This is a genomic window from Pedobacter sp. AC464 (assembly GCF_979253075.1).
The window spans coordinates 1,643,585-1,666,343 of record NZ_CEEDBV010000002.1; the positions used below are offsets into that span (position 1 = coordinate 1,643,585).

Below are 22,759 nucleotides of genomic sequence, written 5' to 3' on the forward strand. Positions count from 1 at the left end.
TACGCTATGAAAGAAAACGATTTTGTTAAAAATTTTGCGCTGCAGTTTGATGAAACTGATCCTGAATCTATTTCATTAAGTACCAATTTTAAAGACCTTGAAGAATGGAGTTCATTAGTTGCACTATCCGTGATGGCAATGGTTGATGAAGAATATGGCGTTAGAATTACCGCCGATGATTTTAAAAATTCTTCAACCTTGGCTGATGTTTTTGAAACTATAAAAAAGAGATTGTAAATGTTTTCTCTTCAGGATAAAAGAATTTTAGTAACCGGAGGTTCTTCCGGCATTGGGAGACAAATTTCGATTCACTTAGGAGAACAAGGTGCAGAAGTTACATTGGTAGGCAGAAACCTAGAGCGCCTGCAAAACGTAACAGCAGAAATGAAAGACGGCAATCATAAATGTTTTTCTTTTGATTTGACTAAGCAGAACGAAGTGGCTGCTTTTATTAAACAACAGATTCCATTTGATGGTATCGTTTTTAACGCTGGAATCGTAGATTATTTGCCGATTAAATTCATGTCGGATGAAAAAATAAACAAAGTATTTGATGTTAATTTTAAAGGTGCTGTGTTATTGTGTCAACAGCTGATCAAAAATAGATTGATAACAAAAGGAGGTTCTTTGGTATTCATCTCATCAATTTCCTCAAAATTAGGCATACCCGGAACGGCATTGTATGCTGCATCTAAAGCCGCTATCTGTGCATATTCAAAAGTTGTCGCCTCAGAATTGGCAGCTCAGAAGATTAGGGCTAACTGTATTTGTCCGGGAATTGTTATCACACCGATGACAGCCAATGCAGAAGAGGTTAGTACAACTTCGTTAGAAGACGCAGAAAAAGAATATCCTCTAGGTTATGGCAGACCTGAAGACGTATCAGCACTAGTTACCTATCTTTTGAGTGATGAAAGCAGGTGGATGACCGGCACCGATCTCATTTTAGATGGAGGTTTAACATTAAAATAATATGATTAAAGCATACATAAAGGCAATTTCCTACTATTTACCTGAAAAGGTTCTAACAAATGAAAGTATAAATAGCGATTTTCCAGAGTGGTCCGTAGATAAAATTTCTAGTAAAACAGGGATTTTTAATAGACACATTGCTGCACAGAATGAATTCTCTTCAGATATGGCTTTGAAAGCAGCAAATATACTTTTCACTGACCATCAAATTAAGCCTTCTTCTATAGATTTTATTCTTTTATGTACGCAAAGTCCAGATTATTTATTGCCTACAACAGCGTGTATTTTACAAGATAAATTAGGTATTCCAACTAATGCGGGGGCCTTGGACTTTAATTTAGGATGTTCAGGATATATTTATGGATTAGCACTAGCAAAAGGACTAATTTATGGCGGAATTGCAAAAAATGTGCTGTTAATTACTTCAGAGACATACAGCAAGTTTATTCATCCGCAAGATAAAAGTAATAAAACAATTTTTGGTGATGCAGCTTCTGCATCATTGATTAGCGCTGATGAGGGAATTGCAGAGATATTAGATTTTGAACTTGGCACAGACGGTCAAGGTGCAGAAAATTTAATTGTTAAACGAGGAGGAGTGCGATATGATAAATCTATTTTAGGGGTAAGCGATAAGAAAGATGATTTTGGAAATATTACAAATGAAAATAATTTGTATATGAATGGGACAGAAATTTTCAATTTTACATCGAGCGCAGTTCCCAGTCTTATAGAGGAAGTTCTTAAAAAGAATAAATTACTTAAAGAGGATGTTGAACTTTTTATTTTCCATCAGGCAAATAAATACATGTTAAACCATTTAAGAAAAAAAATCAAAATAAATGAGGATGATTTTTATTATTTCTTAGAAGATTGTGGAAATACTGTTTCATCAACTATCCCAATTGCATTAGCGAATGCAATCAAGGATAAGAGAATTAAAAATAATGTACTTCTTGCCGGCTTTGGTGTTGGATACTCTTGGGGCGGATGTATAATTAAAGCAATTGAGTAAAGCTAGTGTTAAAAGATATGAAAGATAAAATTTGGCTTTCTTCGCCACACATGGGAGGAACAGAATTGAAATATATTCATGAAGCATTTGACGAAAATTGGGTTGCACCTTTAGGCCCAAATGTCAATGGTTTTGAATCTGATTTAGAATCCTTTTTAAAGGAAGATGTTAAGGTTGCAGCGCTTTCTGCCGGAACCGCAGCGCTGCATTTAGCATTATTACAATGCGGTGTTAGCTATGCAGATGAAGTTATTTGTCAGTCTATGACATTCTCCGCATCTGCTAACCCAATTGCCTATTGCGGTGCACGACCAGTCTTTGTCGATTCGGAAACAGATACCTGGAATATGTGTCCGGCTGCTTTACGTCAGGCAATCGAAGATAGGATAGCAAAGGGCAAAAAGCCAAAGGCGATTATAGTTGTTCATTTATATGGCATGCCTGCAAAAATGGACGAAATAATGATGGTTGCGAACGAATTTAGCATTCCGGTTATTGAAGATGCCGCAGAAGCATTAGGCTCAAGGTACAAAGGGCAAAACTGCGGAACCTTTGGTAAGTTTGGTATTCTTTCATTCAACGGCAATAAGATAATTACAACCTCTGGTGGCGGGGCCCTGGTATGCAATTCTAAAGAAGACAAAGATAGAACTGTTTTCTTATCTACACAGGCCAGAGACGACGCTCCACACTATCAGCATTCTCACATTGGCTACAACTATCGAATGAGTAATATTGTTGCTGGGGTAGGTAGGGGTCAAATGGAGGTGTTGCCACAACGGGTTGATGCAAGAAGAAAGATGCATGATTTCTATCTACAGATATTAAAAGACGTTGAGGGTGTTGCGGTGTTTTCTGAACCGAGTCAGGATTATTATTCCAATCACTGGCTTTCCGCAATAGTAATTGATGAAACAATTACAGGGAAAAATAGAGAAGCGCTTAGATTGGCTTTTTCTAACGAAAACATTGAATCGCGGCCATTATGGAAGCCGATGCACCTACAGCCGATTTTTGAAAATGCGCCTTTTTATGGCGATACTGTCGCTGAAAATTTGTTCACTTTTGGGCTATGTTTACCTTCAGGCTCGAACCTTTCAGATATTGATCGCGAAAGAATATCCGTGGTACTAAATTCTTTTTTTTAAAAATGTTTTAATCAACATTACATAGTTTCAAAATTTGGTAATCTATTTGATAAGAATATTATAACTATCTTTACATTAATAAAGACTATAAATCTTGTTTACTCAAATCAATATTGTTCCCCGCTGGATTATTTTTCTTCTGGATCTTTGCATCTGTACAGCGTCTATGGTGTTTGCTTACACCTTAAAACATAACTTTGATCTTACATCCGTTGATGTACCCGAACTGGCGAGAAATCTGTTGATATTTGGTGTGATTAATTGCGCTGTTTTCTTACACATCAAAACCTTTGCGGGTATCATCAGATACACAAGCGCACAGGATTCATTCAGAATTTTGATTGCTGTGGTAATCGGCAACGGAACGTTTTTCGTGTTGAACCTTATTGCCCTAACCTTTTTCAAAGTCGCAATTATTTCGAACATCATACTCATCACGACATGTTTATGTAGTTTCCTGTTTCTTATCGTTTACAGGGTTTTGATTAAGTATTTTTTTATGTACATCAAAAACCTTAAGCTTCATAAAGTGAAAGTTATCATTTATGGTGCAGGAGAAGCTGGATTGGCTGCTAAAAGAACTTTTGACCATGATGGGATGGTGAATAAAACCATCGTTGCCTTCGTTGATGATGATGAGCGGAAAGTTGGTAAAACCATAGATGGCGTAAAAATACTTGATGCAAAAAAATTAGGCAATCTCGTTGCGGAGCACGAACTGGATGAAATCATTTTTGCGTCTTACACTATTCCGGAAGAGCGTAAAGATTCAGTAATCGATACGTGTTTGGAAAATGATATCAAAGTTTTAAACATTCCACCTTATGATGTTTGGGCAAATGGGCAACTGCAACCCGCTCAAATCCAAAAGCTTAATATTGAAGATTTACTTAACCGAAAACCCATTGATATTGATATAGATGGAATCGGGAAAATGCTGGATAGAAAACGCATTCTAATTACTGGCGCAGCTGGTTCCATCGGGAGCGAAATTGTAAGGCAGTTATCCAAATTCGATGTGGGTTTAATTATTTTATGCGATCAGGCCGAATCAGCTTTGCATGAGTTATATCTCGAATTGGAGGAGGGTAATAAGAATAAAAATTTCCATGCATTTATTGGCGATGTTCGGGATGAACAACGTATGGACGTTTTGTTTAATACCTATAAGCCGCACTATGTGTACCACGCTGCCGCCTATAAGCACGTGCCCCTGATGGAAGATAACCCTGCCGAAGCGATAAAAGCAAATGTGCTGGGTACCAAAACCATTGCAGATAAATCCGTTAAATATGGCGTTCAAAAGTTTGTGATGATTTCGACTGATAAGGCCGTTAACCCAACAAACGTGATGGGCGCTTCCAAACGCATCGCGGAAATTTATGTTCAGGCCTTAAATAATTCGCTTAGCGAGAATAATTTTATATTCAGCAATGGTTTGAGTTACATCAACGAACTTGAAGCAAAACCAATTACTAAGTTCATCACCACACGTTTTGGCAACGTTCTTGGCTCAAATGGTTCCGTGATCCCTCGTTTCAAACAACAAATAGAAAAGGGTGGCCCGGTTACGGTAACGCATCCGGAAATTACGCGTTATTTTATGACCATTCCCGAAGCTTGCAGACTAGTACTCGAAGCAGGTTGCATGGGTAAAGGCGGTGAGATTTTCGTGTTTGATATGGGTAAATCCGTAAAAATCGTGGAACTTGCTAAAAAGATGATTCGCTTAGCAGGTCTTGAACCGAATGTTGATGTTAAAATTGAGTATTCAGGGTTGCGCCCGGGGGAGAAACTCTACGAAGAATTACTGAATGATAATGAAAACACGATGCCTACACATCATCAGAAGATTATGATTGGAAAAGTTCGTCAATATGTCTTTGAAGATGTTGTAAATCAGATTACAGCGCTAATTCATTCTGCTAAAAATAATAACGACCGGCAGGTTGTCGTTAACATGAAAAAACTGGTTCCGGAATTTAAAAGCAAAAACTCTGTTTTTGAAGAGCTGGACCATATCTCTTAAACAAACACTCATGATGAGAAGATTTGTAATCACGGCATTCGCGTGTTTACTTTTTGGTTCCTGTGCCAAGGAGGTTAAAAATGAACAGGAGGTTTATTTTAATGACTTCGAAAGCAGTAATTTAAGCAAAATTGCTAACGGGACAGTAGAAAGCTATAATAACACTAAGGTTTTAGGCCGTTATAATGCTTCTGGCTTCGATTTAAACTTGACTGACCTGCCACAACATAGATTGGTTGAAATATCTTTCGATTTGTATATCCATGACAGTTGGGACGGAAACAAAACCAGTAACGGAATTGACGGGCCCGACATATGGAAAATGATTGTTGACGGTAATTTGTATGTAAATACCACATTTTCAAATTCAGGCTGCGACGCTTTAGGTTGCCCACCTCAATCTTACCCTGCAGATTTCCCAAATTCGAACAATGACCCTAAGACTGGTGCGGCCAATTCAAACCTTCCAGGGGTGTGTAATCTCGCCGGCAAACTTGGCGGAACAACGATGTACCGCATAACTAAAGTTATTGAGCACAAAAATGCCAGCCTGATTTTGCAATGTAGAGATCAGCTTGTACAAACAAATACTAGCGACCCTAAATGCGATGAAAGCTGGTCGGTAGATAATATTCGTATTAAAACCATTAATTTATGAGAAAACTGATTACGCTGATAGGGGTAATGTCCTGCCTGGCTTGTATTACAGTTAATGCTCAAACTTTACCTGTTGGTACAGTAGCACTCGAAGATTATTACCGCAGAATGCAGCTCTCAGGCAAGCTCGATTCTACTGTTTCGTTCACGGTAAGGCCAATAATACCTACAGTAGCTTTTGGCGTTAAGGATTTTGCCTATCCGGATACTACCGAAACGAGGTATAATATGCTCAATGCAGATTATCAGGGCGTTTCTAAAGACGGGAAGTTTAAGTGGCAGCTTCTACCAATGGGTTTGCTTTTACAAAACAATTCACACCATCCTTATGGTTGGAATGATGGCGCAATGATTCCGGCGAAAGGGCTTCAGTCTTTAATTACCGCCGGTATTTACGCAGAATATGGCCTATTGTCAGTTCAATTTAAGCCGGAAATTGTAATGGCTGCGAACAGTAGTTTTGATACGTTTGATAAAAACCACTATGACATTATAACGGCCAGATATTACGACTTTTATAATAATATTGATTTACCAGCGAGGTTCGGTAATGCCGGAGTAACCAAAGCTTACTGGGGCCAGAGCAGCATTCGCGTAAATTATAAGGCACTATCTTTTGGCCTATCAACAGAAAACCTATGGTGGGGGCCCGGCATGCGAAATTCATTGTTAATGAGTAACACTGCACCTGGATTTAAACACCTGACTCTGAACACCCGCAAACCGATAACCAGTCCTATTGGTTCTTTTGAAGGGCAGATAATAGCCGGTCGGCTGGAAAATTCGGGCTATGGCGTTTTGGAGCCGGAGCGGACTTATCTCGGCCAACCGTTGTATGTTGCAAAGCCGGACAATTGGCGTTATTTAGCCGGCCTTGTGTTTACCTGGCAACCAAAGTGGGTACCCGGACTATTTTTAGGCCTCACAAGAAGTTCGCAAAACTATGGGAATGGTTTAAATACTTTTGGTGATTATTTCCCATTTTTTGGATCGAAAAGTCAGTCGGCCGCGGCTGAAGCCATCAACAAAAGAGATCAGCGAAATTCTTATTTTATGCGCTGGTTATGGCCACAGGAAAAGGCAGAAGTCTATTTTGAATATGGGAGGAATAATTACTCAGGCAATTTAAATGATCTGGCCCTGGAATCGAATGTGTCCAGAGCTTACATTTTTGGTGTGCGTAAACTATTCCCGTTTGGTACAAAAAAAGATGAAAACTTATTAATTAGTGCTGAGGTTACGCAAATGCAGGAAACGGATATCTCAAAGGTGATGAATTTGGATAGCTGGTACACCAGCAAAAATATACGCCAAGGCTATACCAATTTGGGTGAGGTTTTAGGTGCCGGAATCGGTCCTGGCGGAAATCATCAATCCGTTGAAGTAAGTTGGGTAAAAGGTTTAAAAAGGCTTGGCTTACAATTCGAGCGCCTTATACACAACAATGATTTTTATTACTATGCCTATGTGGATTCAAGAGATTATAGGAGACACTGGACGGATTTAAGCATTGCAGCTAGCGGCGAATGGAACTACAAAAACTTTATTTTTAATGCGAAGTTACAGGGTATTCAGTCGCTGAACTATCAATGGTATCTTATTCAGGCGCCAGACCAGCCTTATATGACACCGGGTAAGGATGTTTTTAATTTGCAAATTCAGGCAGGTCTTACATACCGTTTTTAAAACAGGAATAAATAATGCGAAAGGTTTCGAAAATTTTAATAATTCTTATTGGCTTTATTTCCAATCAACTCTATGCGCAAACAATTCCTGTTGGAACGGCCGTTACTGAAGATTACTACCGCAGGTTGCAGTTGCTCGGCAAACTAGATTCGTCAATTTCGTTTAGCAACAGGCCACTGTCTGCAGAGGCGCTAAACCAGGAAAATATTTTTAATCCTGAAACAGGTGATTCCTGGTTAAAATCCGCAGGCCCCGTACGATTTGCAAACGGAAAAGGCATTTTTCAGATTTTGCCTTTCTCCTGGCAACAGCAAATAAATACCCACCATCCTTACGGCTGGAACGACGGTGCAATGATACCTGCCAAAGGATATCAAACGCTGATTTCTGGCGGTTTTTATGCAAAGTTTGGTCCTCTAAGCATTCAGCTTAAGCCTGAATTTGTTTATGCGCAAAATTCGGCTTTTCAGAGTTTTGGAAATGATAGAAGTGATTCAGAATTAAGTATTTATTACAGTGGTAATTATAATCTTTTGGATGCACCGGAAAGATTTGGTTCTTCTGCTTATAAAAAACTTTCGTGGGGGCAAAGCAGCGTCAGACTTACTGTTGGTCCTGCTTCATTAGGTTTATCCAATGAAAACTTATGGTGGGGGCCAGGTGTAAAAAATAGTTTGATGATGGGGAATAATGCAGCAGGGTTTAAACATGTAACACTGAATACTGTTAAGCCAGTAAAAACTTATATTGGCAGTTTCGAAGCACAAATTATCGGTGGAAGACTTGAAGCTTCAGGCTATTCACCCCTTGAAAAAACAAATCTTTCTAACGGTGTTGCTGCTTATCTTCCAACGAGAAATGACTGGAGGTATCTGGCCGGCGTAAACTTAAATTATCAGCCTAAGTGGGTACCTGGGCTATTTTTAGGTTTTACGAGAACATTTATGTCATATGGCCCAGATCTACAAGGACTGGATGACTACATTCCTTTCTTTATACCTTTCCAAAAAAATAAAATTGGGAATGGCGCTGGCGATGACGCCTCGGCAAGGGACCAGAGAACGTCGCTTTATGCAAGGTGGCTTTTTACAAAGGCGCATGCAGAGATTTATTTCGAATATGGATTAAATGATAATTCTTATAATTTTAGAGATTTCATTGGTTCTCCGGAACACTCCAGAGCCTATTTATTCGGCTTACGTAAAATGGTGCCCCTGCGTAATAAGACAGATGAATTTATTCTTTTTGGCGCTGAGCTAACACAAATGTCGCAAACCATTGATGGCTTACTTTTGAGGGACGCCGGAAGTTTCTATTATCATGGAGAAGTGAGGCAAGGTTACACCAATAATGGAGAGGTTTTGGGAGCCGGCTCTGGTACCGGTGGGAATTTGCAATCGTTTGAGGTTAGTTGGGTTAAAGGCTTGAAGAAAGTCGGATTTACATTTGACCGTTTGGAACACAATAGAGATTTTTATGATTATGCAGGGTTCGGCAATGCTAAAGGCGGCAGCAGGAGCTGGGTAGATTTTGCAATGGCTGCTGAAGGTAACTGGAACTATAAAAACCTTTTGTTCAATGCAAAATTACAGGGCATTAAATCATTAAATTATCAGTGGAGACAAAAGGATTTTACGGATACGCAGTATTATATCCCAAACAATACGGTATTTAATTTTCACGGAGAACTTGGGGTAGCTTTTAGGTTTTAATTGCTGGCTAAGGTTATTCAACTTTGTTCAGGATTAAAATTATACAGTCGTCGGCTGCGCATGGCTGATAGCGCAGGAAAGTTGCTATTAGTGGTTCTTCGACTCCGCTCAACACGGTTATACGATTGGCAGACCTAGAAATTTCAATCCCTTGCCAATCAGGTAAAAACAGCAAATAGTGTTTCGTTAATTGAGTAAATTTAGGCAAGAAATCTTTTGCTACGCTCAGCACTGTAAGACCAACGTAACTTAATCCTTTCGCCTGATGAGGAGAAACAAACAGTAGAAAGCCCCGAATAACAGGCCGCCGATTAAGATTCCGGTAGAATAACGCATTCTATTTTTCTTTAACGGCATTTCTGGTTCATCTACAATTTGGAAAGTAGGTGTTTCCTGCATCAGCATTGATCTGCTTACCTCAAGGTTTTTAATAATCTCCGAGTAAATGGTTTGCAATACACGTTTATCCCGTTCCTGCAGCTCGGCACCAACACCGATTGTTGCATAGGCTGGGTTCGCATCTAACATTATTGCATTTGCGCCCGCAGCGGCGTAGGTTTTTCTGTTTAACAGCCTGCCAATGCTATCAGCCCTTGTTTGCAGCCTGTCTACATTGATCCGCAACCTTTTAGTTTTGGTTTGTATGTAAAAAAGCGTTGCTTCTTCAATTAATCTCGTGCAAACTAAACCGGCAAGCTGCTCATTTTTCATGGTGGTCGTAAGCGCAAAAAAGCCAAGTTTTTTATCCGGTTTGCTTACGGATAACTCTTTTTCCGTTAGCTTAATGATAATGGATTGCAGTAAACTATCTTGAAGACGGGTATATTTCTTAGTGTCTGCCGGAAACATGACGATTTCTTTCTTGGTATTGACTTTCAGGTCTTTCCAATCTTCCTTCAGCTTATAGGCATCTGCATATTTATCCGCTAAGGTGTAGGTTCCGTTGCTATCAAGCGGGGTTAAAATGGTTTGCTTCACCATTTTCTGGCTCGTTAATAATTGCAACACGTTATCCCCTGCTAATACACCGCTCGTTCCGCCGGTTAAACCGCCAATGTCGAAACCCATTTGGCCAGCCAGCGATGACAATAAACCGCCACCACTTGATTTTCCTTCTTCTACAACAAAGGTTAACTTAGCGGTATAGGTAACCGGCCAGAAATAAGCCAAAGCAATACCTGCCGCACCACCGATAAGGCCAATGATTAAAATCCGAATCTTGTGTTTCCACAAGTATTTTAAGTCCTTTTTACGTGCATTGATCATGCTAGCAAAAGAAAATTCCTCTTCAACCGTTGTGTATTTTACATTGTTTTCTACAGACTGCATAGTTTTATTTAAAGAGGATAGCAATCAAACTAACGATACCGGTAAGGGCCGATGCGATTGTGGTTATTTCTGCAAAACCTAATTTATTTTTACCCGATTTTTCCGGAACAACAATCTGGCTGCCCGCGGTAACTTTTGGATAATTTTTTATAAAAAGGAAGCTTTTTACAGGTGCATTGATTCCATTTGCATATTTAATGTAAGCGCCTTTTAAGCGGGCATTTTCAGTTATTCCACCAGCGGCATCAACATAATACTTAAAGTTTGAATTCGCATAACGTAATAACTGAGGATTATTTACTGATCCGGTAACCTCAACAAGCGGTACATTTTTCGGAATAAATAAGCTGTCGCCCGGCATCAAAACCGTTGCATCTTTCGATTGGCGTTTTCGTTTGCCTGTTAAATCCATATCAACTCTTAAGCCATTGCGGTAAACCTGGGTGTTTTCCAAAGAACCCATCGGGGTGATGCCGCCAGCTCGTTTAATGAATTCAATGCCGGTTTCGTCCCGTCTTTGTTGTGCATAGTCGCCAGGAAACAACACTTCGCCACGTACCTTAACATTACCGATAGCACGGTAATTAACCAAACGCGGAACATAAATATAATCCAAAGGTTCTAAGAGGAAACTCCCTGTTGAGGAGGTCAAAGCCGAATCGAGGTTTATGGTAATTACACTTACCAGTTTGTTCGAAAGTGTATCTGTTGTGTCTTTTATCAGCCTTGAAATTTCTATTCTATGATTTGCTGCATCATTTTGAAATCCCTGAGCCATGCTAACCACATCGGCTACACTCATACCTCTGCGGTATTGGAACGTTCCCGGAGCCCTCACATAGCCGCCGATGCTGATTGACGTTTCATCTCTCAAATCTTTGGTCGACATGATAAACACTGAATCCTCCCGCATTAATGGGATATCCTGCTCCTTGCCTGACATGATATTGCCAAGATTGAACGAAATCATTTCTTTCTCTAAATCCGGCGTTGTTCTTTTTATGTAACCGTTACCCAGAACTGCATCATCCCTTAAGCCATCAGCTTTCGCGATTATCGATTTAAGTGTAATGCCTTGACTCAGTTCAAAAGCACCAGGCCTGTAAACCGCCCCTTCTACTACAACCCGGTTTGCAAAACGATCCAGAACTGCCCCAAAATATACGGAATCCGCATTTTTTAAAGTATATCTGTCGAACATGTCTGATGATATATCTTTAATGGTTCTTTCCTTTTCGCCAACCTGCGTTACCTTTGCGGTTCCTTTGTATGCTAAATCGCTAAAGCCACCGGCATAAGTGATCAAATCACTTAAAGTTTCTGAAGGTTTCAGCTCGTAGGTGCCCGGTCTTTTAACCGAACCATCTATCGCTACGCGGGTGGTGTAAACAGGAATACGGATTACATCCTGATCTCTTAAGCTTACATTTTCTGATTGTGTGCCTTTTTGAAGGAAGTTGTACAAATCGACAACCTGTATTACCCTGTTATTTCTTATCAGTTCGATTTTTCTAAGCGAACCACGATATGTTGGGCCACCACTCTGATATAATGCATTAAAAAGTGTCGATAATGAAGAAACTGTATAAGTTCCCGGGGTTGCAACATCACCAATAATTGTAACCCGAATGCTTCTAACCGTTCCCAGATTTACATTAAGCTTGGTTTGGCCGGATGATAATGCTGGATATGCCTTAACCATTTTAGATCTGATTTGAGACGTTGCCTGTTCAATGCTTAAACCATTCACGTAAACTAAACCTGCATATGGTATTTTAACATAACCCTCGGGCGTAACTTTCGCGTTGGTAGTGGTTTCATTTAAACCGGTCAACATAATGGTAAGTTCATCGTCCGGGCCAATAACATAACTTTTCGGCGTTGCGATGCGAATGTTGGGTTCAAATTTTAAGTTCGGATTGCTAAAAAACTCATAACCATAAATTGGACTGGCCTTTTTTACCGGTTTCGGTTCCCAGGATTTTGTAGTGTCGCGGTTGGCTTGCGCTTGTGGTTTTGCCGCCTGTGCTGTAGGTGGAGCGTTTTTAGCAGTTTTACCACCAGATTGAACCTGGGCTAAACGCTCTTTATATTTATCAACCTCTGCCGGATCCATGCCTTTGGAAACCAGTATTTTGATGGCATCGGCTTCTGAAATACCGGAGGATTCGAATCTTTTGGATATTTCGAGGATTTGTGCATCCGACAGTTGCTCTACTTTTACCTTACTCAGGTTATCTGTGGATATGGCTTGCGCTAACAGACGCTTTGATGGTAGAATGAAAGCGATAAGCAGGACACAAAAAATATATTTTAAGCGCATGACTTGTATTTTAATATTAAATAGTTGCAAATATAAACTAAAAAACTAAATGGAGGGTTGAGCTTATCGAAGTTGATAATTGTTTGGTCATTGTTTAAGCCGGAGTATACAATTTTCCTGCCATTTTTGGTGCAAGCCATTGGTTTATGTATAATCCTTTTTTGGTTTGATATGCAAAAGAAAATTAAAATTATCTCAAAGGATGGAATTTTATCAGCAGCTAAATTGATAGCACTTGCATCATAGTTTGATGTATTACTTGCTTAATAAATTAAGTAATTCATTTTTGTATGCAGTTGTAATGCTGTCCCAATTGTATTTTTTGGTTAAACCCTTTGCAACCCTTTTCTTTAATGCAGCAACCGTATCTGTGTCCAACTCGAGTGTTTTCAGGGCATGCACTATTGCATCTATATCCTCGTCAAAGAACAAGCCGAACTCACCATCGTTCAACATCTCTCTGTTAAACACTGTATCTAAAGCTAAAATAGCACAGTTGTTAGACATGGCCTTCAACATTGCAGGGTTTGTGCCGCCATATTTGTGGCCATGAATGTAAGCGAATGCATGTTGATATAGTGCCATCAATTCCTGTTGGTCGTTCACATAACCGGTAAAAATCAATCGATCGTTTTGTAATGCTTTTAATTTTGAAGCATATTTGTCCGTATAAGGCACATCTCCAACTACAACAAGTTTCTTTTGGGAGTCTGATTTTAAAAAACCGCTGATAATCAGATCAGCATTATTATCAGGAATCAATCTGCCTACAATTAAATAATAATCATCAGGCTTAAGGTTTAACCTTTCGATGGAATGCACTGGCGATGGACTAAAATTTGGCGCACCATAGGCAATTACTGTAGAATCTTTATCAAATTCTTTCAGATAAATTTGCCTCATGCCCTCGGCATCTGTTATAATCTTATCATAAAGTTTGGTCGCCATCTTTGCCGACCAATAGAAATATTTTGCCCCGAGGCCCTTCCATTTAGGCCGCAGCCATTCTACGCCATCAACATTAATCATGGTTTTCTTTCCTGCTAGTTTCGGAATCCAACCCATTGGGCCGGCAGCCAGGTTTACAACCAACAAAACATCAGCTTTACTAAAAGTTGCGTGTACCATCGAAAAAAACGAATGAATAATTTGGTTTAAAGATTTTTGAGGAAGTGTTGGGATGTAATGGAGGTAAATTCCGTTTACCTGTACTGGCTTGTTTTTAAACAAATTTCTTTGGCAATAAACATGTACCTCAACGTTTTGTTTAACCAGTCTTTCACTCAATTCTTTAACGAAGGTTTCGAAGCCGCCATAAACATATGGGTAACCCCTCGAACCAATAATTGCAATCCTCATCATTTTTTATCTTACAACGCTGGAATTATTTTCTTTAGACCTTCAAAGTGTTTCTGCGGATCGAACAAATCACCTGCATGTTTTTTAGCATTTGCGCCTAATTTATCAATTAATGTTTCATCATTGTACAAAACTTCTATTTTTTTAGATAGCTCATCTTCATTACCGGCGCTAAAAAGCAAACCTGTTTCACTGTCGACCACCGTTTCTGGAATAGCACCAAGGTTAGATCCGATAACAGGTTTACCCAAAAGCATTGCTTCAACAATGGTAAAGCCTAAAACTTCATACCATTCTGAAGGGCAGATTAAAAAGGCAGATCTTTGAATGAAATCTAAAACTTCAGATTTGTTTCTTTTGCCTAAAAATGCAACATTAGTAAGCTCATTTTGACTAGCAAACTGTTTTAATTCATGCTCCTGTGTTCCATCACCGATGATTTTTAGAGCAATATCAGGAAGCGTCTGCATTGCTTTAAGTAATGTGTGTACACCCTTAATTTTTTCCAGTCGCCCTACAAACAATATAAACTTCTCTTCCGAAGCTGCAGACTGCAATTTTGGTAGTTTTCCGGTATTGTAGGGATGATAAAGCTGATAAAGTTTTTCATTAAAAAAATTGAATTCCTTATATTTCTGATAGGAAAAAAAAGAGGGACAAATAAAATAATCAACATCTTTATAATATCCCCTAATGTGTTGAATATAGTTCTCTGTGGCAGCCACGATGCTTGGCAAAAGGCTGTTTTTTTTGCATTTCTTTAAAACCGCGTTGTAAAATTTGCCACCCTTACAAGATTCGCAGATTGAATCATTACTAATAAAGGTGCTTTGCGGGCAAATTGCAGTATAATCATGCAAAGTCCAGATAATAGGAATTTTCTTTTGTCTAAGAATTTTTATAATACTTGGTGTAATGTAATGGTGAATTAGATTTAGATGCGCCAGCTGAATATCGACATCGTTTAGCAATTCCTCCAAACGCTCTATTGCCTCTTTCGAATAAATACTTTTCGATAAAACCTTTAGTCCATCGCTAAAATTCTTTTTACGATTAAGTGCCTGGTAGTCAATTTTCGTAACAAAATACTTTTGGTAGGCTGAAGGAAGGTTCCGTTCATCATCCATTGAAAAAGGGATAACATTATGCCCGTTGTCTTCATAAAGTTTCTTCACGTTTTCAATATATGTCCAATCTCCTCCGCTCGGAAACCAGGTCCAGTTTGCAACTAAAATATTCATGGTTGCACCGTCTTTACAGCGTAACATCTAACAACACCACCTTGATTACAAAGTGAGGCTAAAGATTCTAAAATGGTTGCTAAGGGAAGTACAACAAGCAAGCCCGTGAGCAAGCCCAAGCTTTTTTTGTTTTTTAAATCTGCTATGAGAAAGCCTTTATAACCAAACCAGCTAAAAATCGTTTGCACCATTCCAACAATACCCAAATGTAGAGAGAAGTAGGATTCACGCTGAACAACACAGCCGCTATCTGCTATAACTTTTTTCAAAATGGCTGGGGTAAAATGACTGATGTGGCGTGGTACATCAAGGTGAAGCCATCTGTTACCTGCCCATTTTGATTGCCAGCTATTAAAATTCGGAACTTCAATCACCAGTGTCCCATTAAGTTTAAGATTGGCCGTTATCAGGTTATTAAGTAAGTTTTCTGAAAGATGGATATGTTCAAGAACGTGGAACATCGTTAGCACATCAAATTTTTCACCGAACACCATCCCTTGCTTATAATAATCGGAATTGATTTCCAGACCAAAGTGATCTTTTGCATAACGAGCACGAGGAACGGAACTCTCTACACCTTTTACAGCGTATCCTTTTTCTCTCGCAAACTTGAGGAGAAGGCCTTTTCCGGAACCAAAATCAAGCAGCGTATTTGATGATGGATTAAGCTTTCTGATTTTATTAAGTACAAGGTTGTATTCAAGTTTTTGAATTTTAAAGAAAATACTTTCTTTGGTATCCTTAACTGTATAATCCTTTTCGTCGTAATAAGCCGAAATATCTATATCATGGGTAAAATAAGTGTAAACGTGATTGCAGTTTTGACATTTCCTGATTTGATAGGTTTCGTTGGAATCTGTGACAACTTTAAAAACAATTGAATCTGACTTTGTTTCCTTATTTATACAGACAGGGCAGGTAATGTTAATCATATTGCAAAAATGAACCTCTTTTAGAGGTACATCGAGGGGCAAAGTTAATAAAATAATGCTAGCGGATTTTATCAAATTCCCTTAACAAGGATTGCGCCGTTTTCTCCCACGAGAATTGTCTTAATCGTTCTTTACCCTTTTTGATTAAGTCTTGTCGCAATAATTCATCTTCCAGAACCATCTTTAGCTTAGCGGCAATATCTTGTATGTCGTGAGGATTGAAGGTTAAAACTGCGTCGCCGCCAATTTCAGGTAAACTCGTATTATTTGATACCAGTACAGGTAAATTATACTTGAAAGCTTCCAGCACAGGAATTCCAAAACCTTCGTTAAGTGAAGGAAATGCATAAACTGATGCATTGCGATATAGTGAAGCCAAATCTTCATCAGCAAGGTAGCCTGTGAAAATGATGTCCTTTTCTAGCCCTGAATTGCTTACCGCCAACCGGATCTCATCGTGATCGTAACTAAATTTCTTCGTTTCAATTTTTCCTGCCAAAACCAACTTTACGTCTTCAAAGCCTTTATCTTTTAATATTTTGAAGGCGTTTATTAGCGATGGAATATTTTTCCTTTTATTTAACACACCTACATGTAGAATATACCTGCCCTCAATCAAGCGTTTATGTTCTTGATGCTGGTTTTTGAAAGACTTGGGCCCTTCGTAGATTACAGGCATTTTTGTTAGCGGGATATTTGAAAAGCGATGAATTTGCTGCCTTGCATAAATGCTAGGTGTTACAACTATTGGCGAACGCCTTGCAGCGGGCAATGCCGTCCACAAGGTGATTTTTAGCCATATCTTATTGAAGTGTTCCGGATTCTCGAAAAAGAAAGCATCATGAAAAACTGGAACCGTTTTATAACCGAGGTGAATATAGGGTGCTACGTTATCCGTACAGAAAACAATATCGACGCCTTTAAAGAACGCCTTAAGCGGAAGGCTGATTTGCTTCCAAAACTGATACCTGAAATGGCCAATAAGATTAAGCATCTTATTTTTTCCAACGTAAACAGGTAAAAAATTATCTAGAAAAAAAAATTGATAATTTGGGTCGGTATTCGCTTTATAGACTTTGCATAGTTCTTCCAAATAGGTTTTTGTGCCTGTTTTGGCAACTTTTAAATCGCGGATATCAATACCTATTTTTAGTGGTTTATGCATTTGGCGTTAAATCTAATTCCGGTTCTACTTTAACCTTAACTTTTGTTGAAATAACACTTACGAATAATCCGGACAAGAACCATGTTAAATAGGAAATGTACGATGATGATTCGATCTCCGATGTTAATGCCGGAACTATGAAACCTACCTTGATCATTAATATCGCTAAGCAAATCTTTTTTTCTTTTCCTTCCAGGTTATAAAACCATTTGAGACTTTCCTTAATGAAGCATATGTAAATTATCAGATATAAGAGCAAGGCAATTACTCCGGCTTGAACCCCGATAATGATGAACTGGTTTTCTCCTCCGATGTTTTCTCCCAATGTTCCGCCAATACGGCCTGAAGAACCTAAACCTAAACCAAGTGGGTTTGCTATTATTGCCAGGGCACCCTGAATCCATTCTACCAAATGGCCAACACTGGATGGATTGCTGAAATTTAGGGTATTAATTATAACCATTTGGATACCATCGTTTTGATCTTGCTCCTTAGTTAGCAGGTACACCACATAAATAACCAAAATTGCTGCGCCTGCATGGATTGTGTTTGTAATGTATTTTCGTTTGGTAAATAATGAGTAGGCGTAAACTAAAATAAAGTAACTAATAAAGGCCGACCTGGAAAATGCAAAGATAATGCAGGTTAGGGTTGAGAGCAAGGCAATATAACCGAAGGAATCTATTTTAAGTTTGTATTGATTTGTTGTATATAAAGCTGCCAAAACAGATATTGCGATAATTGTTGAAGATGCAAACTCCAAAGGATTGGCAAAGAAACTCGCGAACCTTTTGTAGCCACCTTCAGATTCAAAAGTCCATGTTAAACCATAATTACCGCTTGGCTCGAAATTAAATAGATAAAAGTTATAATCGGCATACCCGGTATTCGTTTGCAGGTGTTGGTTTGAAACAACTTCTGTTAACATTACAACGGTAGCAGCTATTGCAAGAAGCAGGATGTAATGAAAATATTTACTTATGTAAATCTCTTGCGGTTTAAACAGGCGGCCACAAGCATAAACCAAAACAAAAAAAGAAAGCGTTCTAAAGGCCATTAAGCGATCCACTAATCCCTGTTCCCCGATAGGTAGTATTGCATAAATCAAAGTGTAGGCGAAGAATGCGAGTATCAGGTAATCTAAATAATGAAGCTTTATTTTTGTTCTGAGATTCCAGATGCTTATCCCGAGAATGAGGATAATAAAAATCTCTTTAAACGATTGGAGATAAACAATTAAACCCTTAAAGCCGAGCATAAAAGTTACCGAAAGTGCGGTTGTATAAATAGAAAGGCCAAAAATTAAAAACAGAACAAAGCCCTCTTTTTTGCCTTTTATTATATCCAGCAGCGCAAGGGCAAATGCAGACAGATAAACCAATGGAAAAATAATCATCATAGCCAAATGCTGCTTTTTGGAGTAAATAATCCTTCCCGAATAGCCTGAACCAGATAAGCGGCTTTTTTCCTTCTATTTCTCAACATAAAATAGCACAATACCATGCTATAGTAAATTGAATTATTGATAAACATAATTACGAAAAAAAACGGATTTGCATACTTACGCAAAAACAAGATTTTGTTTCTATTCACATAATAATGAATTATCGGACTTAGAGTCCCTTCGCTAGTTTTGCTTTTTTGTTTGCCTGATACACCTGCTTCATGATAAACTTTAGTTGTTGGCAGGTAGTGTAATTCTCCACATTGTTCTCTTAGCCGAAACGATAATTCAACATCTTCGTAATAAAGGAAAAATTTTTCGTTTAATAAGCCAATTTCTTTTAATGCACTGTTTCTTACCAGAAAACAACAACCAGTAAGCCAATCTACTTTTTCGGGCGTTTTTAGTGCTTGCCGGCTTTTACTGTTTTTAGAATAGGTAAACCCAAAGTATGGATTAAAAAATGAGCCCCCGTTCCATAATTGATCTTTATCATTGAGGTAGTATATGGCAGGTTGTACAGCTACCGCATTTGCGTTGGTATTTAGGTGCGCAGTTAGAGGCGTTAAAAAATCTTCGTCAACCTCAGTATCGTTGTTTAGCAATAAAGAAAACGTGTAGTTATGCTCGATACTAAATTTCAGTGCTGTATTATTACCTCCAGCAAATCCAAGGTTTGCTTTGTTGTCTATGTAAATGTGTTGCGGAAACTTAGATTTTAAGATCGAAAGAGAATCATCGGTTGAACCATTGTCTGCGATAATTAAATCGTAATCTTCCGAATTACAATTTTTAATTATCGATTCGATACAATTTGCGGTATGCGTTGGTGTATTCCAGTTCAGCAATATAATGGCAACCTGTTTAGACATGCTTTTCTGATGATTTTTTGATAACATATTCATACATCAACAGGGCGCTACCTTCCACAATAACGGCATAAAAGCCAAACCATTGCTGCAATTGCTGATTGACCAATAGCCACGCAGCAAGCGAAGATATTACCAATAAAATCAGCGCAATCCGGAAAATGGAAAGGGTATCGTTTTTAAGTAATAAATCAAGCACGTTTAAAACGTTTAACGCAGCAATTGTGGGCACAAAAGCCATTATCCTTAAGAAATCAATAGCAGTTTGATTTTGTTCGCCAGATAGTAATTGAATCACAAAACCAGGCAAAATAAATAAGCCCAGTGATAAAAGAAAGAATGCAGCGGCTATGATTTTCTTCATCTTATTTTTATACGCAATCCATGTTTGTGGGCCGTCTTTAAACAATTGTGCCGCATTTGGATATATCGCGTTAGACACCGAAATAATTAGGATGCGAGAGGAACCAACCACCTTGTCGCAAAGTGAATATGCGCCGAGCCAGGTCGGGTTGCCCCACTTTGCTAAAGCAAAAATCATTAGCGATTGCTGCAAATGAACAGAGATGTTATTGATGGTTAAAAAAAAGTTGTCTTTTGTTATTTTAGACAGTTCAGTTTTTTGTGGCCGTGTAAAAGAGAGTTTATATTTTTTAAATACATACACGAGCAATGTGCCAAATGTTGCAACGCTGGCCATGCCCATAATAAAGTTAACCCATTCAGAATCTTGTGGCCCTTTAATAAATAAAATGATTAGCGCTATGATAAGCACTTTTGATATGAGGTTGGCAATATTATAGAGCTTGAGCTTTTCAATTCCGAGGTAAAAAAATAATGGGTTTAAAACCTCGGCTAAAACGAGTGGAATGGATAAAACGATGTAAGTGTAGTATCGGATATTAGCCCAGAACAAGATAAAAACAAAAATAGAATAGGCAAAAAAAATGAGAATCCTAATCCAGAGGGTGTTGTTTAATACAATATTTAAAGCTTTTGGGTTATTACTGTTTGTAGCTACGTCCCTTATACCAGATTGATTTGTTCCGTAATTTATGATGATACCGGAAAGACCTGAAAAAGTGTTTGCAAGCATAACCATACCCAAATCGTTGATGCCAATTATCCGCGTTATGATTGGATACATGAGCAGGAGTAGCAGCATATTAGAAATCTGAATACTACTCAGATTTAAAAAATTGGATACTATTTTAGTCTCTCTTAAATTACTTACAAAACTTGTTAAAATTTGTTTCAAAACTATCAGGCAGCTGTTTGGCAAATTTATAATAAATAAAATACAATCAGGCCATTTAATCGTTTTTAGGAAAGGGAATGAATTGGCTTGTTTTTTGTTCTAGCATTCGCGGCCGACTTATACACGCGTAGGTTTTATTTTTAACAAGCAAATTATCCGTATTCTAAGCAAGCTGGCTATATTTGGCAAAATTTTACCCAATTAATGATTGAAAGTAACAGTACTTATTTTAAGACAATAAGTATTTTAATAGATCTTCTTCTAGTAAACCTTTCTGGTTACCTCGGCTATATAATCGCTTATGGTACATTTGGGATGTCTGACGGGCGTGGAATAAATTTTATACACATCCTGCTCATCAATTTTGTTTGGTTTAACGTTACCCAGATTACAAAGCTATATCAGGATATGTTTGTGAAGGATGCAATTCCCACAATCAGGCAATCGCTTTGGAGCTTAATGTTCTTTGGCATAATCATATTTTTACTGGTGGTTTACCTTAAAGATTTTAGCGTATCCTATCGTTTATTAATTTACACCGGCATTCTCTTCGCTCCATTATTTTTAACAGGAAAAGTCGTTTTCTTATTGCTACGTCGTTCCAGCCGAGCGAAACTCATCAATTATAAAAAGGTAGTTATAGTTGGCGCCGGCCCGTTGGGCTTGGATTTGAAGAATCATCTGGAGAAGAACACTCATTTAGGCTATAAGGTAATTGGTTTTTTTGATGATGACCCTGTTAAATTAACCCAAAACCATGTACTTGGGAGAGTAGATGAGTGTATTGATTACGTTAAAAACACAACCATTTACGAAATTTATTGCGCATTACCGGATAGAGCATTATCTAAAATTGATGTGCTCATGCGCCAGGCCGACAAGTCGATGATTCGTTTTAAACTTGTGCCAGATGTAAAAGACTATTTCAAAAAGAATGTAATGGTACAGTTATATGGCCATTTGCCTGTTTTAAGCCCAAGAACAGAACCATTGGAAATCTTCAGCAATCAGGTTATGAAAAGGATTTTCGATGTCTTATTCTCGGCGGTCATCATTGTTTTTATCATGAGCTGGTTACTACCAATGGTGGCAATTCTGATAAAAATTGATTCCAAGGGCCCTGTATTTTTTAAACAACTCCGTTCAGGAAAAGATAACAGGTCTTTTTATTGCCTGAAATTTAGGAGCATGTATGTAAATCGCGAAGCTGATACAAAACAAGCCAGCCCGAAGGATGAACGCGTAACCAAATTTGGTGCCTTTATGCGAAGGAAAAGCATTGATGAAATGCCACAATTTTTTAATGTGCTGCTGGGAGAAATGTCTGTTGTTGGTCCGCGGCCGCACATGTTACAGCATACCGCCGAATACTCTGCCCTGATAGATCAGTTTATGGTCAGGCATTTTCTTTTACCTGGAATAACGGGCTGGGCTCAGGTAAATGGTTTCAGAGGCGAAACCAAGGAAGATGGTTCTATGGAAGAGCGTGTTAAAGCTGACATCTGGTATCTGGAAAACTGGTCGTTGTTGCTGGATTTAAAAATAACCTTTTTAACGATTTGGCAGGTTTTGGCCGGACATACAAAAGCCCATTAGCATCAGAAACAGAGAACTATTTAT

The 22,759-nt window shown here is 38.5% G+C and carries 18 protein-coding genes; 9 read left to right on the forward strand and 9 right to left on the reverse strand.

Annotation, left to right across the window (positions count from 1 at the left end):
* Positions 1-6: 6 nt before the first annotated feature.
* From AC0IWT_RS18070 to AC0IWT_RS18105, 8 genes are all read left to right on the forward strand, one after another.
* Positions 7-237, forward strand: a complete 231-nt coding sequence (locus AC0IWT_RS18070) for an acyl carrier protein (RefSeq protein ID WP_056870475.1) — start codon at positions 7-9, stop codon at positions 235-237.
* Positions 238-972 (forward strand): SDR family NAD(P)-dependent oxidoreductase, encoded by a 735-nt coding sequence (locus AC0IWT_RS18075; RefSeq protein WP_471798221.1) that lies wholly within the window; start codon positions 238-240, stop codon positions 970-972.
* 1 nt (position 973) lies between these two features.
* Positions 974-1,987, forward strand: a complete 1,014-nt coding sequence (locus tag AC0IWT_RS18080) for a ketoacyl-ACP synthase III (protein ID WP_471798222.1) — start codon at positions 974-976, stop codon at positions 1,985-1,987.
* 17 nt (positions 1,988-2,004) lie between these two features.
* Positions 2,005-3,135 carry a DegT/DnrJ/EryC1/StrS family aminotransferase gene (locus AC0IWT_RS18085; protein ID WP_471798223.1) on the forward strand — a complete coding sequence of 377 codons (1,131 nt, stop codon included), beginning with the start codon at positions 2,005-2,007 and terminating at the stop codon, positions 3,133-3,135.
* A 94-nt stretch (positions 3,136-3,229) separates the two neighbouring features.
* Positions 3,230-5,164, forward strand: coding sequence for a polysaccharide biosynthesis protein (locus AC0IWT_RS18090; RefSeq protein WP_471798224.1), 1,935 nt, complete (start codon positions 3,230-3,232; stop codon positions 5,162-5,164).
* A 10-nt stretch (positions 5,165-5,174) separates the two neighbouring features.
* Complete coding sequence (locus AC0IWT_RS18095; protein WP_471798225.1) at positions 5,175-5,822, forward strand: hypothetical protein; 648 nt, start codon at positions 5,175-5,177, stop codon at positions 5,820-5,822.
* Entirely contained in the window at positions 5,819-7,507 is a 1,689-nt protein-coding gene (locus tag AC0IWT_RS18100) for a capsule assembly Wzi family protein (RefSeq protein ID WP_471798226.1), read from the forward strand. Before AC0IWT_RS18095 ends, AC0IWT_RS18100 begins: the two co-directional genes overlap by 4 nt.
* A gap of 14 nt (positions 7,508-7,521) precedes the next feature.
* A complete protein-coding gene (locus AC0IWT_RS18105) occupies positions 7,522-9,219 on the forward strand; it encodes a capsule assembly Wzi family protein (protein ID WP_471798227.1) in 1,698 nt (565 codons plus the stop codon).
* A 249-nt stretch (positions 9,220-9,468) separates the two neighbouring features.
* On the opposite strand, the gene AC0IWT_RS18110 is transcribed toward AC0IWT_RS18105, so the two are convergent.
* From AC0IWT_RS18110 to AC0IWT_RS18150, 9 genes are all read right to left on the reverse strand, one after another.
* The gene (locus AC0IWT_RS18110) at positions 9,469-10,548 is read right to left on the reverse strand and encodes a Wzz/FepE/Etk N-terminal domain-containing protein (RefSeq protein ID WP_471798228.1); all 1,080 of its coding nucleotides are present in this window, start codon (positions 10,546-10,548) and stop codon (positions 9,469-9,471) included.
* Between the two features lie 4 nt (positions 10,549-10,552).
* On the reverse strand, positions 10,553-12,871 hold the full coding sequence (locus tag AC0IWT_RS18115) for an SLBB domain-containing protein (RefSeq protein ID WP_471798229.1): 2,319 nt from the start codon (positions 12,869-12,871) through the stop codon (positions 10,553-10,555).
* Between the two features lie 255 nt (positions 12,872-13,126).
* Positions 13,127-14,233, reverse strand: a complete 1,107-nt coding sequence (locus AC0IWT_RS18120; RefSeq protein ID WP_471798230.1) for a DUF1972 domain-containing protein — start codon at positions 14,231-14,233, stop codon at positions 13,127-13,129.
* 8 nt (positions 14,234-14,241) lie between these two features.
* Positions 14,242-15,471 (reverse strand): glycosyltransferase, encoded by a 1,230-nt coding sequence (locus AC0IWT_RS18125; RefSeq protein WP_471798231.1) that lies wholly within the window; start codon positions 15,469-15,471, stop codon positions 14,242-14,244.
* Positions 15,468-16,403 carry a class I SAM-dependent methyltransferase gene (locus AC0IWT_RS18130; protein WP_471798232.1) on the reverse strand — a complete coding sequence of 312 codons (936 nt, stop codon included), beginning with the start codon at positions 16,401-16,403 and terminating at the stop codon, positions 15,468-15,470. The genes AC0IWT_RS18125 and AC0IWT_RS18130 overlap by 4 nt, the downstream gene beginning before the upstream one ends.
* A 58-nt stretch (positions 16,404-16,461) precedes the next feature.
* Positions 16,462-17,568 carry a glycosyltransferase family 4 protein gene (locus AC0IWT_RS18135; RefSeq protein WP_471798233.1) on the reverse strand — a complete coding sequence of 369 codons (1,107 nt, stop codon included), beginning with the start codon at positions 17,566-17,568 and terminating at the stop codon, positions 16,462-16,464.
* Positions 17,561-18,967: an O-antigen ligase family protein gene (locus tag AC0IWT_RS18140; RefSeq protein WP_471798234.1), complete on the reverse strand. Its 1,407-nt coding sequence runs from the start codon at positions 18,965-18,967 to the stop codon at positions 17,561-17,563. Before AC0IWT_RS18140 ends, AC0IWT_RS18135 begins: the two co-directional genes overlap by 8 nt.
* The gene (locus AC0IWT_RS18145) at positions 18,964-19,884 is read right to left on the reverse strand and encodes a glycosyltransferase family 2 protein (protein ID WP_471798235.1); all 921 of its coding nucleotides are present in this window, start codon (positions 19,882-19,884) and stop codon (positions 18,964-18,966) included. Before AC0IWT_RS18145 ends, AC0IWT_RS18140 begins: the two co-directional genes overlap by 4 nt.
* On the reverse strand, positions 19,877-21,139 hold the full coding sequence (locus AC0IWT_RS18150; RefSeq protein WP_157274867.1) for an oligosaccharide flippase family protein: 1,263 nt from the start codon (positions 21,137-21,139) through the stop codon (positions 19,877-19,879). Before AC0IWT_RS18150 ends, AC0IWT_RS18145 begins: the two co-directional genes overlap by 8 nt.
* A gap of 204 nt (positions 21,140-21,343) precedes the next feature.
* Here AC0IWT_RS18150 and AC0IWT_RS18155 point away from each other — a divergent pair, with 204 nt between their 5' ends.
* Positions 21,344-22,735 (forward strand): undecaprenyl-phosphate glucose phosphotransferase, encoded by a 1,392-nt coding sequence (locus AC0IWT_RS18155; RefSeq protein ID WP_471798236.1) that lies wholly within the window; start codon positions 21,344-21,346, stop codon positions 22,733-22,735.
* Positions 22,736-22,759 lie beyond the last annotated feature (24 nt).

What these genes read in the sequence shown, in the direction of transcription:
- AC0IWT_RS18075 (WP_471798221.1), top strand. Translation starts at nt 238, where the DNA reads ATGTTTTCTCTTCAGGATAAAAGAATTTTAGTAACCGGAGGTTCTTCC.
- AC0IWT_RS18115 (WP_471798229.1), bottom strand. Translation starts at nt 12,871, where the DNA reads ATGCGCTTAAAATATATTTTTTGTGTCCTGCTTATCGCTTTCATTCTA.
- AC0IWT_RS18105 (WP_471798227.1), top strand. Translation starts at nt 7,522, where the DNA reads ATGCGAAAGGTTTCGAAAATTTTAATAATTCTTATTGGCTTTATTTCC.
- AC0IWT_RS18130 (WP_471798232.1), bottom strand. Translation starts at nt 16,403, where the DNA reads ATGATTAACATTACCTGCCCTGTCTGTATAAATAAGGAAACAAAGTCA.
- AC0IWT_RS18125 (WP_471798231.1), bottom strand. Translation starts at nt 15,471, where the DNA reads ATGAATATTTTAGTTGCAAACTGGACCTGGTTTCCGAGCGGAGGAGAT.
- AC0IWT_RS18110 (WP_471798228.1), bottom strand. Translation starts at nt 10,548, where the DNA reads ATGCAGTCTGTAGAAAACAATGTAAAATACACAACGGTTGAAGAGGAA.
- AC0IWT_RS18085 (WP_471798223.1), top strand. Translation starts at nt 2,005, where the DNA reads ATGAAAGATAAAATTTGGCTTTCTTCGCCACACATGGGAGGAACAGAA.
- AC0IWT_RS18140 (WP_471798234.1), bottom strand. Translation starts at nt 18,967, where the DNA reads ATGATGATTATTTTTCCATTGGTTTATCTGTCTGCATTTGCCCTTGCG.
- AC0IWT_RS18145 (WP_471798235.1), bottom strand. Translation starts at nt 19,884, where the DNA reads ATGTCTAAACAGGTTGCCATTATATTGCTGAACTGGAATACACCAACG.
- AC0IWT_RS18080 (WP_471798222.1), top strand. Translation starts at nt 974, where the DNA reads ATGATTAAAGCATACATAAAGGCAATTTCCTACTATTTACCTGAAAAG.
- AC0IWT_RS18070 (WP_056870475.1), top strand. Translation starts at nt 7, where the DNA reads ATGAAAGAAAACGATTTTGTTAAAAATTTTGCGCTGCAGTTTGATGAA.
- AC0IWT_RS18120 (WP_471798230.1), bottom strand. Translation starts at nt 14,233, where the DNA reads ATGATGAGGATTGCAATTATTGGTTCGAGGGGTTACCCATATGTTTAT.
- AC0IWT_RS18155 (WP_471798236.1), top strand. Translation starts at nt 21,344, where the DNA reads ATGATTGAAAGTAACAGTACTTATTTTAAGACAATAAGTATTTTAATA.
- AC0IWT_RS18095 (WP_471798225.1), top strand. Translation starts at nt 5,175, where the DNA reads ATGATGAGAAGATTTGTAATCACGGCATTCGCGTGTTTACTTTTTGGT.
- AC0IWT_RS18100 (WP_471798226.1), top strand. Translation starts at nt 5,819, where the DNA reads ATGAGAAAACTGATTACGCTGATAGGGGTAATGTCCTGCCTGGCTTGT.
- AC0IWT_RS18135 (WP_471798233.1), bottom strand. Translation starts at nt 17,568, where the DNA reads ATGCATAAACCACTAAAAATAGGTATTGATATCCGCGATTTAAAAGTT.